This is a genomic window from Providencia sp. PROV189 (assembly GCF_028480065.1).
In the GTDB taxonomy this organism is placed as follows: domain Bacteria; phylum Pseudomonadota; class Gammaproteobacteria; order Enterobacterales; family Enterobacteriaceae; genus Providencia; species Providencia stuartii.
In genome coordinates, this window is record NZ_JAMPOG010000010.1 from 111,213 (window position 1) to 125,787 (window position 14,575).

At 44.1% G+C, this 14,575-nt stretch carries 12 protein-coding genes; 1 reads left to right on the forward strand and 11 read right to left on the reverse strand.

Translation table 11 applies throughout. The annotated features are described in order from the left end of the window. Nucleotides 1-5: 5 nt before the first annotated feature. The 4 genes from rpsF to nsrR all read right to left on the reverse strand — a co-directional run bounded on the left by rpsF (nt 6) and on the right by nsrR (nt 4,314). Nucleotides 6-401 (reverse strand): 30S ribosomal protein S6, encoded by a 396-nt coding sequence (rpsF, locus tag PR833_RS08555; RefSeq protein ID WP_004915670.1) that lies wholly within the window; start codon nt 399-401, stop codon nt 6-8. A 156-nt stretch (nt 402-557) separates the two neighbouring features. Then, nucleotides 558-1,307, reverse strand: a complete 750-nt coding sequence (gene rlmB / locus PR833_RS08560) for a 23S rRNA (guanosine(2251)-2'-O)-methyltransferase RlmB (protein ID WP_060561485.1) — start codon at nt 1,305-1,307, stop codon at nt 558-560. A gap of 67 nt (nt 1,308-1,374) precedes the next feature. After that, entirely contained in the window at nt 1,375-3,849 is a 2,475-nt protein-coding gene (rnr, locus tag PR833_RS08565) for a ribonuclease R (protein WP_040132542.1), read from the reverse strand. Between the two features lie 42 nt (nt 3,850-3,891). After that, on the reverse strand, nt 3,892-4,314 hold the full coding sequence (gene nsrR, locus PR833_RS08570) for a nitric oxide-sensing transcriptional repressor NsrR (RefSeq protein ID WP_014657306.1): 423 nt from the start codon (nt 4,312-4,314) through the stop codon (nt 3,892-3,894). Between the two features lie 455 nt (nt 4,315-4,769). On the opposite strand from nsrR, the gene PR833_RS08575 reads away from it, so the two are divergent. After that, nucleotides 4,770-5,972 (forward strand): mechanosensitive ion channel family protein, encoded by a 1,203-nt coding sequence (locus PR833_RS08575; protein WP_004915659.1) that lies wholly within the window; start codon nt 4,770-4,772, stop codon nt 5,970-5,972. A gap of 63 nt (nt 5,973-6,035) precedes the next feature. On the opposite strand, the gene PR833_RS08580 is transcribed toward PR833_RS08575, so the two are convergent. From PR833_RS08580 to mutL, 7 genes are all read right to left on the reverse strand, one after another. After that, nucleotides 6,036-7,337 (reverse strand): adenylosuccinate synthase, encoded by a 1,302-nt coding sequence (locus PR833_RS08580; RefSeq protein ID WP_004915654.1) that lies wholly within the window; start codon nt 7,335-7,337, stop codon nt 6,036-6,038. Nucleotides 7,338-7,588: 251 nt separating this feature from the next. After that, nucleotides 7,589-8,590 (reverse strand): protease modulator HflC, encoded by a 1,002-nt coding sequence (hflC, locus tag PR833_RS08585; protein WP_004915648.1) that lies wholly within the window; start codon nt 8,588-8,590, stop codon nt 7,589-7,591. Between the two features lie 2 nt (nt 8,591-8,592). After that, entirely contained in the window at nt 8,593-9,807 is a 1,215-nt protein-coding gene (gene hflK, locus PR833_RS08590) for an FtsH protease activity modulator HflK (protein ID WP_004915644.1), read from the reverse strand. 86 nt (nt 9,808-9,893) lie between these two features. Continuing rightward, nucleotides 9,894-11,174, reverse strand: a complete 1,281-nt coding sequence (hflX, locus tag PR833_RS08595; protein WP_004915641.1) for a ribosome rescue GTPase HflX — start codon at nt 11,172-11,174, stop codon at nt 9,894-9,896. A 101-nt stretch (nt 11,175-11,275) separates the two neighbouring features. After that, complete coding sequence (gene hfq / locus PR833_RS08600) at nt 11,276-11,572, reverse strand: RNA chaperone Hfq (protein ID WP_004915637.1); 297 nt, start codon at nt 11,570-11,572, stop codon at nt 11,276-11,278. 106 nt (nt 11,573-11,678) lie between these two features. Continuing rightward, nucleotides 11,679-12,620, reverse strand: a complete 942-nt coding sequence (gene miaA, locus PR833_RS08605; protein ID WP_004915633.1) for a tRNA (adenosine(37)-N6)-dimethylallyltransferase MiaA — start codon at nt 12,618-12,620, stop codon at nt 11,679-11,681. Then, on the reverse strand, nt 12,613-14,568 hold the full coding sequence (gene mutL, locus PR833_RS08610) for a DNA mismatch repair endonuclease MutL (RefSeq protein ID WP_014657304.1): 1,956 nt from the start codon (nt 14,566-14,568) through the stop codon (nt 12,613-12,615). Before mutL ends, miaA begins: the two co-directional genes overlap by 8 nt. Nucleotides 14,569-14,575 lie beyond the last annotated feature (7 nt).

Genomic DNA, 14,575 nt, shown 5'->3' on the forward strand with positions numbered 1-14,575 from the left:
CGCAATTACTCTTCAGAATCCCCAGCTTCTTCAGCTTCTTCATCCTGATATTCATCAGCCAGGTCACGGCTACGACGTTCGTCTTTAGCTTTAACCATTGGAGAAGCTTCTGTCACCGCGTGTTTAACGCGCATAACCATGCTGCGGATAACGGCATCGTTGAAGCGGAAGTTAGTTTCCAGCTCATCAATCGCTTCCTGTGGAGCTTCTACGTTCATCAGAACATAGTGAGCTTTGTGCAGTTTATTGATTGGGTAAGCCAGTTGACGACGGCCCCAGTCTTCCAGACGGTGGATCTGACCTTGTGCGTTAGTGATTGTCGCACTGTAACGCTCGATCATGCCCGGAACCTGTTCGCTTTGGTCAGGATGGACCATAAAAACGATTTCGTAATGACGCATTAGTAGTTGCTCCTTACGGATTATTCAGCCTCCTGTCAGGGTTAACCGCGGCCCGCGGAGGCAAGGAACTTGTTGAGTGCGGCTAAAAAATTGACGCGTAACTATACCCATCCCTGAGAAAAAACTCAAGGGATGGAGACAAATATCAGAGAATATTTATTCTACGGCTGACTTCTCGGCACGTTGACGAACCGCTTCAAACAAACAAATCCCTGTTGCAACAGAGACATTCAGTGACGAAACCGTACCCGCCATAGGAATGCTGATCAACTCATCACAATGTTCACGAGTCAAACGGCGCATACCTTCACCTTCCGCTCCCATCACCAATGCCATTGGCCCTGTGAGCTTACTTTGATAAAGCGTATGATCGGCTTCACCAGCAGTACCAACAATCCACACATTGTACTCTTTTAACAGACGCAATGTTCTGGCTAAGTTTGTCACACGGAATAGCGGAACACTTTCAGCCGCACCGCATGCCACTTTTTTTGCTGTCGCATTTAACTGTGCAGACTTATCTTTTGGCACAATCACCGCATGAACACCGGCGGCATCAGCACTACGCAAGCATGCCCCTAAGTTATGAGGATCAGTAACACCATCTAAAACTAATAAAAAAGGCGTGTCTGTACTTTCAAGAAAATCAGGTAAATCACCCTCTTGGTACTGTTTACCCGGCAACACTTTCGCAATGATCCCTTGATGAACCGCGCCTTCTGTTTGTGCATCCATCCATTGACGATTCGCCACTTGTACAACAATACCCAGTGACTCGATTTCCTGGATAATCGGCATTAGACGGCGATCTTCACGCCCTTTTAAAATATAGACTTCTTTGAACCGTGATGCGTCACGATCAAGTAAGGCTTTCACCGCATGAATGCCGTAAATAATTTCGCTCATAAATATCTTTTTTGTTGATAGAATTCAAGGTGGCATTACGCCACCTTATTTGATTCAGCAGGATCAATTACCCTTCTTGCTTCTGGGCTTTTTTCGCTGCACGTTTTGCTTTTAATTTTGCACTGATTTTCTTCGTTTTGTCAGAGGCTTTTTTACCTTTCGCCTTTGTCTCTGCCTTCTTACCCGCTTTTTTATCCGTTTTCTTGCCATTTTTGTCTGAGCGACGGAATGCTGAATCAGGCTCGAAGTTTTTATCTCGGCTTACATCGCGTTTACCACGCGCGGATTTAGTGGCATTTTTGACTTCTTTTTTCATTTTATCACGGGCTGTTTTACCCGGATTTTTAGCTTTACGTGTCGTTGAAATCAACGCGAAATCTATCGTACGCTCATCCATATGCACAGCTTCAACACGAATTTCAACTTCATCACCAAGTCGATATGTGGTTCCCGATGATTCACCAATTAAACGTTGGCCCACCGCATCATAGCGATAGTAATCGTTATCCAGCGTCGAAACATGCACTAAGCCATCAATGAACAAATCATTAAGGCGTACAAAGAAGCCAAAGCCTGTCACACTGGTAATCAACCCAGTAAACACTTGACCAACTTGGTCTTGCATAAAGTCACATTTTAACCAATCCGCCACATCGCGAGTCGCCTCATCGGCACGGCGCTCAGTCATTGAGCAATGTTCACCTAACTGCAACATGCTATCCATATCGTAGTGCCAGCCACCTGTTGGCGTCCAACGATGATCGGTATGCCCCTGCTCTTTAGCCAGTAAGTACTTGATACCTCTATGCAACGTTAGATCAGGATAACGACGAATTGGCGATGTAAAGTGAGCGTAGGATTTTAAAGCAAGCCCAAAGTGACCTCGGTTTTCTGGATCATAAATGGCTTGCTTCATTGACCGCAAGATCATGGTTTGCAGCAACTCATGATCAGGACGGTCAGCCACTTCATTCATGACCTGTGCATAATCTTTCGGCTCCGGTTTCATTCCACCCGGCAAGGTTAACCCTAACTCACTAAATACAGAACGTAAATTCATCACGCTCTCTTCTTTCGGGCGATCATGCACACGATACAATGCAGGCTCTTCATGTTTTTCAACAAAACGAGCCGCCGCAATGTTGGCTAAGATCATACACTCTTCAATCAGTTTATGAGCATCATTACGCTCTACAGGCTCAATACGCTCAATACGACGTTCAGCATTAAAGATAAACTTCGCTTCTTCAGATTCAAAAGAAATGGCCCCGCGGTCAATACGTGCATTATCTAACGTTTTATACAGAGCATGAAGCTGTTCAATATGAGGCACTAATGCTTTGTAGTGTTCGCGTAACTCTTCATCACCTTGCAAGATTTTCCATACTTTAGTGTAGGTTAATCTTGCGTGAGAGTTCATCACCGCTTCATAGAATTTATATGATGATAAGCGACCAGATGCCGACACGGTCATTTCGCATACCATACACAAGCGATCGACACCTGGATTCAGTGAACACAGGCCGTTCGATAACACTTCCGGTAACATCGGAACAACTTGTGATGGGAAATAGACCGAGTTACCGCGGCTACGCGCCTCATCATCAAGGGCGGTTTGTTGACGAACATAATAGCTAACATCAGCTATCGCAACCCACAAGCGCCAGCCACCGCCTTTTTTCGGCGCACAGTGTACTGCATCATCAAAGTCACGAGCATCTTCACCATCGATAGTCACGAGTGGCAAATCACGTAAATCGACGCGGCCTTTTTTAGCAGACTCTGGTACTTGTTCATTTAAGTCAGCGACCTGCTTTTCCACTTGAGGGGGCCATGTATGTGGGATTTCATGGGTACGCAAGGCAATTTCGACTGCCATTCCCGTTCCCATACTTTCCCCTAATACTTCAATAATATGACCTACCGCCTGAGAGCGACGCTGTGGTCTCGTGATTAATTCAACCACCACCACGTTCCCCATTCGCGCGCCATTAATTTGGTCTTTAGGGATCAAAATATCGAAGCTTAAGCGGCTATCATCAGGCACAACAAACCCCATACCTGACTCAATAAAATAGCGACCAACAATTTGGTTATTACGAGGCTCAAGGACACGGACCACACGTACTTCTGTACGCCCTTTACGGTCCTGACCATAAGCTTGTGCTAAAATAACATCACCGTGCAATGCACGTTTCATTTCGTCTTGTGACAAATAGTAATCTTCTTTTTTACCTTCAACTCGCAAGAAGCCATAACCATCACGGTGACCTATTACTTTTCCTTTGAGGAGGTCTAAACGCTCAGGTAGTGCGTAACATTGACGGCGGGTAAACACCAATTGACCATCACGCTCCATTGCACGCAGGCGACGGCGTAATGCTTCTAACTCTTCTTCAGAAGAGAGGTTTAATAATTGTGCAATTTCTTCACGTTTTGCTGGAGCCGAGCGCTTAGTGAGGAGTTCGAGAATGAATTCTCTGCTAGGAATTGGGGAGTCGTATTTTTCTGCTTCTCTTTCCTGAAAAGGATCGCGTGACATCGTTACCTCCGTTGTCATCAGAATTTGTAATTACCGCATCATTTAATCAAGCAGTAATTGATAAAGCGGGCTGTTGTCTTTCACCATATCAGCCAGCGTATGTTTATCGAGTTCTTTTAAAAATTGTTGTATTGCCTGATGAAGCACACCCTTCAAACGGCAGGCTGGCGTAATATGACAAAATTCACCACTACAGTTCACCAGTGTCAGAGGTTCCAGAGCTCTTACTACATCCCCAACACGGATCGTTTCCGCGGGTTGGCCTAGGGTGATCCCGCCATTTTTACCTCGCGTTGCTTTAACATAACCAAGATGACTGAGCTGATTAATAATCTTAACCATATGATTGCGGGAGACTCCATAAACTTCAGTAACTTCTGTGATACTGGTCATTTTCCCTTCAGGAAGGGATGCCAAGTAAATCAGAGCACGTAACCCATAATCTGTAAAACTCGTTAGTTGCACAATCACCTCAAAATTTCGGCTTTGCCAATGGTTATCTGACCTTACCGACTTATTAATTTCAAATTGTAGCGACATCACACCCCGTTACTGTTTTATACCCAATAACTACGACGAATAACGCTTTAATTTGCAACCATAAGCGACCTTTTCATTCTAGTTTAGCTTACCACAAAGAGGTAATATCCCCTCAATAACAATACATATCTATGATTATTTGCCATTATGCGGTGTTTTATTGACATAATTTGACTAATAATATGTCAATAGCGAGTAATGCCATAACGCTAATCATACCTATAATAACATAGATTGCTAAGGCCACTCGTGGATTTGCACTATCTAAAAGGATATTAGAGTGAACCGAAAACCTATATATCACTTTTATCATCAATTCTTTTTAGTTTGCTCATTTTATAATAAGCCATCAGCACATTGAGGATATGATGTAGGATACTATGGAACAACTTGCTGAAATTTATAATGTTATCTCGAACAACACCCTATTAATGACCTCGCTTTTAGTCGTGATCCTGCTGCTCACTTGGTTTGTGGGAAAAGTGATTTTTTTGCGGTTTGCCCGACGGTTGCTACCGTTACTGACTAACTTAACCGATGATGACTTGATTGATGGTGTTGCGAAGAAAATAGCCTCAATTGTCGCTGTAACCTTGGTACTTTACCTTAATCAGTTGCTGCCCTCATTCTCCGATGAAGTCAATATAACCTTCAAAACCATTTGTTGGTCGCTCATTGTGATCAATGGTGCAGGGCTAGTCAATGATGGCCTTGATGTCTTTATTTTACGGCAAACGACCCGAACTTTGCATCGAAATAACTCCATCAAAGGGTATATTGAAATCGCCAAAATTATTGTTTGGATTATTTCATTTATCCTTATTATCGCATTAATGACGGACCAGTCACCTGTCATTATTATTTCCAGTTTTGGTGCAATCGCAGCGGTATTAATGTTTGTATTCCAACATACCTTACTGTCGTTTGTAGCAAATATTTTAGTTTCTAATGGGAAAGTCTTAAAACTTTATGATTGGATAGAGCTACCAAGTAGTAATATTAGCGGTGAAGTCATCGATATCGCACTGCACACCATCACCATTCGTAATTGGGATAACACGATTTCACGTATTCCGACTAAAGATTTCCTCACGGAGAAATACACAAACTGGCAACCCATGTTCTCTTCGGGTGGCCGTAGGATTAAGCGTAGTTTTTATATCGACCAATCATCAATTGAATTTGCAACCGAAGCGTTATTGAATGAATTAAAGAATACGGCACCACTGCGTAAAAGCCTAGAAACGATGCTCGAAGAGAAAGGCGAACTCGGTAATATCAATGAATGGATGATTGACAATGGCGTGACCAATCTCCAATTGTTTAGAAAATATATTTTGAATTGGATAAAAATGCGTGGGGATGTCAGAGCTGATATGTATTTAGTGATCAGAACCATGCCACCAACACCTAATGGTCTTCCTGTCGAAATATACTGTTTTACTCGTTCCACCACTTGGGTGGATTATGAAGAAGTGCAGTCGGAAATATTCGAGTACGTCAACGCATCCGCTAAATATTTCAAATTACGGATCTATCAACACCCATCCGGTAGCGATTTAGCCCATTTAAAACGTGATTAATTGATAAAAAAAACACCGAAATATTCGGTGTTTTTTCTCTAAACCTAAAAATTAGGCTCGATATTATTCAACATCAAACGGGTCGCGTAAGATCATCGTTTCAGAACGATCAGGACCTGTTGAGATGATATCAACCGGAACACCAGTCAACTCTTCAACACGCTTGATATAGTCTAACGCAGCTTGTGGTAACAGCGCTCTGTCTTTCACACCGAACGTTGTTTCGCTCCAGCCTGGTAATACTTCATAGACAGGCTCTAAACCTTCCCACTCATCAGCAGCTAATGGTGTTGTTTCAAGAACAGTACCATCTGGACGACGATAGCCTACACAAATTTTTACTTCTTTCAGGCCATCTAAAACGTCTAGTTTCGTCATACAGAAGCCAGACAGTGAGTTGATCTGAACAGCACGGTTAATCGCCACGATATCTAACCAACCCGTGCGGCGCTTACGACCTGTTGTTGCACCGAACTCTTGGCCTTTTTCACGTAGGAAATCACCCGTTTCGTCAAATAACTCAGTTGGGAATGGACCAGCCCCTACACGAGTAGAGTAAGCTTTAATGATACCCAAAACATAGCTTACATAACGTGGGCCTAAGCCTGAACCTGTCGCAACACCACCCGCGGTTGTGTTGGAAGAGGTCACGTACGGATAAGTACCGTGGTCAATATCCAATAAAGTGCCTTGTGCACCTTCGAACATGACTAATTCATTCTTCTGATGTGCTTTATAGAGCAGATCAGAAACATCAACTACCATGCCAGTCAGAATATCAGCGACTGCCATGATATCATCAAGGGTTTTCTGATAATCAACAGCGGGTTCTTTATAGTAATTCACCAACTGGAAGTTGTGGTATTCAACAATTTCTTTTAGTTTTTCAGCAAAGGTTGCTTTGTCAAACAGATCGCCAACACGCAGGCCACGGCGAGCAACTTTGTCTTCATAAGCAGGACCAATACCACGACCCGTAGTACCAATCGCTTTCGCGCCACGCGCTTTTTCGCGCGCATTGTCTAATGCGATATGATAAGGCAGGATCAGTGGGCATGCTTCAGAAATACGTAAGCGTTCGCGAACAGGAACACCGCGATCTTCTAATTGCTTCATCTCTTTCATCAATGCGTCAGGCGCGAGTACGACACCATTAGCAATAATGCTGATGACATTTTCACGAAGAATACCGGATGGAATTAAGTGGAGAACGGTTTTTTCACCGTTTACAACAAGAGTATGGCCAGCATTATGGCCGCCCTGATAGCGAACTACATATTTAGCACGCTCTGTCAGCAAGTCGACGATCTTGCCCTTTCCTTCGTCACCCCATTGGGTGCCCAGTACGACAACGTTCTTACCCATTTCAAAATACACTCGGTTGCTTAAAAATGAATTCTACCATCTAAAATAATCTGTTCCAGTGATTTTTTGCACAGCAAAAAATTTTTTTCTGGAAAGCAAGAAAAAATGGCCTTTTTTATTTCTGTCATCAATCCAACTGATAGCGACCAGATTAAACAGTATTAGTTTTCCCTGAAAAATCTAATACTTAAAGAGACAGACGTAAAAAAAGCCCGCGAAGCGGGCTTTTCTTTATTAGCTTAACAGTTATTTTAATCCGTTGCACGCAACTTGGTTGGTGCTTTCATAAAGCGGAAGAAGTCTGTGTCTGGGCTTAATACCATCACGTCCTCACCGCTATTAAAGCTGTGCTCATAGGCACGTAAGCTACGGATAAAGGCATAAAACTCTGGGTCTTGGTTGAATGCGTCAGCAAACAGTTTTGTTGCCATCGCATCCCCTTCACCGCGTAGAGTCAATGCTGTACGTTCAGCTTCTGCTAACGTTTCAGTCACAGTTTTATCAGCCACCGCACGGATCTTCGTGGCTTCTTCTTGGCCTTGTGAACGATGCTGACGTGCAACCGCTTCACGCTCTGCACGCATACGCGCATAGATAGCCTCAGAAACTTCGTTCGGTAACTCAATACGTTTGATACGAACGTCAACAACTTCAATCCCTAAAGCAGCCATACTGTTTGCGTTAGCGACTAACGGCGTTAAGTTAGTCTCTTCTTCAACGCGCGCTGCCGCAGAAGCAATCTCTGCATCGACTTCCTTAGTCGATTCATCAGATGCTGAACCTACGTTCAGAGCTTCGCGCACATCAACAGTCAAACGACCACGTGAGTCTGTAATAATATCTTTAACACTCAGACGACCAAACTCAGAGCGCAAACGGTCACTAAACTTACGTTTTAAGAATGTTTCAGCTTGATCTGAGCTACCACCACCCGTTGCCACATAATAACGGCTAAAGTCAGTAATGCGCCATTTCAGGTAGGAGTCTACCATCAAGTCTTTGTTTTCACTTGTCAAATAGCGGTCAGCTTGGATTTCCAATGTCTGAATACGCGCATCAAGCATTTTCACCGTTTCGATGAAAGGCACTTTAAAATGCAAACCTGGCTCATAAATGATAGGTTTATTGTCAGCGTCACGCACAACCTTACCAAAACGCAGCACAATACCGCGATCGGCTTGAGGGACAATAAAAATGGATGCGTAAGCGACTGCCAAAATAGCAATAATAATAACAATTAGCGAATTACGCATGATTATTGTCTCCCTACTCGAACAGTATCACCGCGCACATTACTGCTTTGCTGTGCAGGCTGAGTACCCGAAGATGATGAATTGTTAGTCGTATTTGGATTCATCACTTTTGGTTCTAAGCCCGTTTTTGGTGCTGCTGTATTGTTGTTATTACCACGCATTAATTGCTCTAATGGTAGTACTAACATGCTATTACTCTTATCATTAGCGATAACTTTACGTGTATTACTTAAAACACGCTCCATGGTATCAATGTAGAGTCGTTCACGGGTAATTTCAGGTGCTGCACGATATTCAGGCAACATTTTTGCAAAACTTGCAACCTCACCCTCTGCTTTAAAGACCACACTCGCCTTATAAGCTTCAGCTTCTTCGATCAGTTTTTGCGCATTACCTTTTGCCATTGGTAGCACTTCGTTCCGATAAGCATGTGCTTCACGAATCGTTTTTTGCTCTTCTTCCCGTGCTGCAATTACGTCATCAAAGGCAGCCTTAACATCTTCAGGCGGACGAGCAGCTTGGAAGTTAACATCGAGTACCGTAATCCCCATTTTGTATGGCTCTATCGTCGCTTCCAGATCCCTTTGTGTTACATCACGAATAAATGCTCGATTCGTTGTAAGCACTTGTTCCATCGCTGACTGACCGATTACGCCACGGACTGCACTATCAAGTGCCTGACGTAAGCTGTTATCAGGGTTAGTGACGCTGAATAGATATTCTTTAGGATTAGTCACACGATACTGCACGTTCATCTCAACGCGGATCACGTTTTCGTCTGAGGTTAACATCATACCATTCGTCGCTTGTTCACGAACGGTTTCAACGTTAACTGGAATCACTTTATCAATAAAAGTTGGTTTCCAGTTCAAACCAGGTCCGACAATACCACTGTATTCACCAAAGCGTAGTATCACACCTCGGTCACTTTCCTTGATGGTATAAAAACCTGAACCCGCCCATACAACGACGACTGCCGCGAGAGCCAATACACCAAAGCGACCGCTGATTTGGAATGGCTGTTTATTATCACCATCACCACCACCGCTGCCGCCTTTTTTACCGCCAAGCTTGTTGCTCAGCTTACGAAAGAGATCGTCGAGATCAGAAGCCCCACGTTTTCGACCACCTTTATTCCCGCCAGAGTTGCCGCCTTTATTGCCGCTTCCCCACGGATCGCGGTCTTGTCCGTCATTACCGGGCTGATTCCACGCCATGTTTTAGCTCCATATCTTTATGATTGATTTTTCGGGTTAAGAGCAACAAATAACTCTTAATATCAATTCCATTTCCTAGCGATATGTTAAATCACATAGCTAGGTAATTGTTGTTCCTGTTTGCACAAACGCTGCCAATCAACCATCGGCATACGCACCTCAAGGCCAATTGAACCATCTTCTTCCTGCCACTCGCGTTCAATGGCTTGGAGTTGATAAAAACGGCTACGTAAGCGGCCTTCACTCGGTGGCAAACGCATTTCAACGTGTGCGATTTCACCTGAAAGGCGTTCCGTCAATGCTTGTAGCAACAAGGGGATACCGTCACCCGTTTGTGCTGATACCCAGACACGAACAGGCTTGTTATCCTCATTTCTGTCGATACGCGGGATGAAGTCTTCCAGCATATCCACTTTGTTCATGACTAAAAGTGTTGGGATCTCATCTGCTTCAATTTCTTCCAATACACTTTCGACCGCGTGAATATTTTCATCCAAACGGCTATCTGCTGCATCAATAACATGGAGCAATAACGTTGCTTCACGCGTTTCCTGCAGTGTTGCTTTAAAGGCAGCAACCAAATCATGTGGCAAGTGACGAATAAAACCAACAGTATCCGCAAGTACTACTGGCCCAACATCTTCCACGTTAATACGTCTTAATGTTGGATCAAGTGTTGCAAATAGTTGGTCAGCAGCGTAAACATCGGAAGCCGTCATCCGGTTAAATAAACTTGATTTACCGGCGTTGGTATAACCCACCAGCGAAATTGTCGGAATATCCGCTTTATTTCGTGCTTGGCGCCCTTGCTCACGTTGTTTTTCTACTCGGCTGAGACGGGATAAAATTTGGCTAATTTTGCCCCTTAATAACCGACGGTCTGTCTCTAACTGAGTTTCACCAGGACCACGTAAACCAATCCCACCTTTTTGCCGCTCAAGGTGCGTCCATCCTCTTACCAAACGGGTCGATAAATGGCGTAACTGCGCTAATTCAACTTGAAGTTTACCTTCATGTGTCCGCGCCCTTTGAGCGAAAATATCTAAAATCACCCCTGTACGGTCAACGACCTTACATTGGCATAACCTTTCGAGATTACGTTCCTGTGCTGGACTCAGCGTATGGTTAAATAGCACCACATCTGCGCCACTTTCCTTCACAGCTTCAGCGATTTCTTCCGCTTTCCCTTCTCCAACATAATATTTAGGATGGGGAGACTTACGACTGCCTGTTACTATCTGTACAGGTTTCACACCCGCCGATGTCACGAGTGACTCAAATTCTGCCAGATTTTCAGTGTCCTTTTCTTGGGAGAAAAAGACATGCACCAATACAGCCAGTTCACCGCCTTCATACCTATCAAACAAGGGCTATAACCTCTTAGGCTTAATCACTAGAAATACAAAGGAAAAACACAGGTAAAGTCTCCCTACCCATGTTTTCCTTGAATTTTAACGCACAACTGGTATTACTCAGCAGCTTCGCCATCCTGTTGAGTTGAAGCACCAGAGTTGTAGTTACCATTACCCGCACCGCCAGTAGCACTGCCACTATGGTGAGAAACAGGGCGAGCAGGGACAACGGTAGAGATAGCATGCTTATAAACCATCTGACTAACCGTGTTTTTTAGTAAAATGACAAACTGGTCAAAAGATTCAATCTGACCCTGCAATTTGATGCCGTTAACCAAATAAATTGAGACCGGAACCCTTTCACGACGTAATGCGTTCAGGAACGGATCTTGCAAAGATTGCCCCTTAGCCATTCTATGTTTTCCTTATTTTGTTGTTTTTAAATGAGAACCTTTCGATTCCAAAAATTAACTACTCAAAAATTGCGCTTAGCGTTCTAATTGTACACAAACCATAGCTCTATGCACATACAACCTGCATAACAGCCTTAAGCGCTTGCTGTGGTTGTTCACTATCTAACCAATGAACATTTTCCCAGCTTCTCAACCAGGTAATTTGACGTTTTGCCAATTGGCGTGTTGCACAAATTCCCCGATAAACCATTTCATCATAATCTGTTTCGCCTTCTAGGTACGACCACATTTGCCGATACCCCACACAACGAATAGAGGGTAAATCAACATGGAGGTCACCCCGTTCATAAAGAGCACGAACTTCCTCTTCAAAACCGGCGTCTAACATCTGATGAAAACGTTGTTCAATGCGCTGATGTAAAATTTTACGATCTTGGGGCGCAATAGCAAATTGAAACACATTATAAGGTAATTCTTCACCTGCTGTTTGTGTCATTTCAGTCAAAGTTTGCCCTGAAATGAGATATACCTCTAAAGCTCGGGATAATCTTTGTGGATCATTAGGATGAATCCTCGCTGCCGCAACCGGATCGACCTCCGCTAAACGACGATGGATTTCACCCCACCCTTGCTGCTGTGCAATTTTTTCAATCTCAGCACGAGTAGCGGGATCTGCAGAAGGCAAAGGCGAAAGCCCCTCTAGTAATGCCTTAAAATAAAGCATTGTGCCCCCCACAAGTAATGGAATTTTACCTTGAGAAGTTATTTCCTCCATTACATTTAATGCGTCTCGCCGGAAATCAGCAGCGGAGTATGGTAAAGAGGGATCGAGTATATCGATCAGACGATGAGGCGCTTGACTAAGCTCCTCTGCATTTGGCTTCGCTGTGCCGATGTCCATACCACGGTAGATCAACGCCGAATCGACACTGATTATCTCAACAGGCAAGTGTTGGCGTAGAGCAATAGCTAACGCTGTCTTGCCTGAGGCCGTTGGCCCCATCAGGAATATTGCATTCGGTTTTTTCTGAGTTACAAGTTCACTCATTTGTTAGTGTAGCTACCACGGATTGTAAATTAATTAATTGTAATAATGTTGGTGACGGCTTTTTAACATACTGCGGGCAAAGCCGCTCAACATCAGCGAGTAACTGAACTGCTTGTGCTAAGCTCCAGCTTTCTTGTGTTTTTTCTTGTGAAACTGTTTTTGCAAGCCATTGAGCAATATCTTGACGAGATGCCTGCTCTTTTGTCGACAAAAAATTCAGTAAACCCGAAAAAAGCTGAGATAAATTTTGCGTTCTTAACGGTAACGATACCGCATGAATAGTTACTTTTCCATGAGATATCGTGGCTTCAATACCAAATAATGTCAATTGTTCCTTGTTACGCTGAAAAACCGCAATTTCATCAGAATTAAGTGATAATTTTAGCGGGATCAACAACGGTTGAGGTTTTAACGCTTCGCCATCAGGTGATAACTGAGCCAACTTCAGTAAATAATTTGCTTCTGATAAGGATAACAGGATTAGCCCTAATGAAGACTCAATTAATGCAAAGTTTTTTGCGTAAATTGTCAATACTTTGCCAAATGTGAAGTTATTGGTATTTTCTTCCACTGATTGCGAAGAAACTGCTGGAACATCTAATGGTTGCCGACTAGGAAATAGTGGCTTTTTATCTTCTTCAGCAACAGGAACAGACATCAATGCTTGGTACAGTTGCCCCGCTTTTCGGTCATAATGCGTATTAGAAGGCGTAAACGCGCTTTTTTCTCGACTAAAATGATTTGTTGATGTCGGCGATGTAGCCGCTACGGAAGGGGCTGAATGCGAACGACTACTGCCCGTGCTGTCATGTTGCTGTTGCGCCGTACGACTCGTCTCATTTTCATCGTTTTCATTGAGCGTGGATGATGACGAAAAGTAGTTGTCTCCCGCGGATGAACGATTAGTTAATTCATGGGTAACAGGTTCAATACCGGGCAACTCATCTGGCTCATGCGCATTTAATAAGGCCGTTCTCACACCTTGATAGATAAAATCATGCACTAGCCGAGCTTGGTGAAAACGCACTTCATGCTTAGCAGGATGGACGTTAACATCCACTTGTTGGGGGTCAATGGTCAAATAAAGGACATAGGCTGGCTGTTGATTATCATCAAGATGCCCTTCATACGCTTGGCGGATCGCATGGTTAATTAACCTATCGCGCATCATTCGACCATTTACATAACAGTACTGAATATCACTCACTGGCGTCGAAGACGGTGAAACCACCCAGCCTTTAATGCCAAGGTCACCATGCTCCCAAGATATCGCTAGCGCCCCCTGCATAAAGCCTGTACCACAGATGTTTGCCAACCGCCGCTCTTGTTGAGCTTCCCCTTTTGCAGCGCGGTACTGTTTCACCAGCTTCCCATTATGGTTCAAATTGATTGTCACATCAGGGCGAGAAAGCGCGATACGCCGGACGACCTCATCAATATGGCCAAACTCGGTTTTTTCGGTACGCATAAATTTGCGACGCGCTGGCGTATTGTAGAATAGATCAAGCACTTCTACGGTGGTGCCATTTGGGTGAGCGGCGGGTTTGACGGTCACCGCCATATCTCGCCCTTCCGCATAAGCTTGCCACGCCTCTGATTGCTCAGCCGGTTTTGATGTGAGCGTCAAACGAGAGACGGAGCTAATACTCGCCAGTGCTTCACCACGGAACCCCATACTCATGATGGCTTCTAGGTCATCTAACGTGGCAATTTTGCTGGTCGCATGGCGCGCTAACGCTAAGACCAGTTCATCTTTGCTGATCCCACTACCATTATCGCGAATACGGATCAGCTTCTCTCCTCCACGTTCAATATCGATGTCGATGCGTGTTGCACCTGCATCGAGACTGTTTTCAACCAACTCTTTAACCACTGAGGCTGGGCGTTCGACAACCTCGCCGGCAGCGATTTGGTTAGCAAGTTGGGGAGAGAGGATCTGTATTGCCATCACCATC

Excerpts from the sequence above, each read along its gene's own strand:
- rpsF (WP_004915670.1), bottom strand. The coding sequence starts at position 401 with ATGCGTCATTACGAAATCGTTTTTATGGTCCATCCTGACCAAAGCGAA.
- rnr (WP_040132542.1), bottom strand. The coding sequence starts at position 3,849 with ATGTCACGCGATCCTTTTCAGGAAAGAGAAGCAGAAAAATACGACTCC.
- PR833_RS08580 (WP_004915654.1), bottom strand. The coding sequence starts at position 7,337 with ATGGGTAAGAACGTTGTCGTACTGGGCACCCAATGGGGTGACGAAGGA.
- rlmB (WP_060561485.1), bottom strand. The coding sequence starts at position 1,307 with ATGAGCGAAATTATTTACGGCATTCATGCGGTGAAAGCCTTACTTGAT.
- miaA (WP_004915633.1), bottom strand. The coding sequence starts at position 12,620 with ATGAGTGAACTTGTAACTCAGAAAAAACCGAATGCAATATTCCTGATG.
- hfq (WP_004915637.1), bottom strand. The coding sequence starts at position 11,572 with ATGGCTAAGGGGCAATCTTTGCAAGATCCGTTCCTGAACGCATTACGT.
- hflK (WP_004915644.1), bottom strand. The coding sequence starts at position 9,807 with ATGGCGTGGAATCAGCCCGGTAATGACGGACAAGACCGCGATCCGTGG.
- PR833_RS08575 (WP_004915659.1), top strand. The coding sequence starts at position 4,770 with ATGGAACAACTTGCTGAAATTTATAATGTTATCTCGAACAACACCCTA.
- mutL (WP_014657304.1), bottom strand. The coding sequence starts at position 14,568 with ATGGCAATACAGATCCTCTCTCCCCAACTTGCTAACCAAATCGCTGCC.
- hflC (WP_004915648.1), bottom strand. The coding sequence starts at position 8,590 with ATGCGTAATTCGCTAATTGTTATTATTATTGCTATTTTGGCAGTCGCT.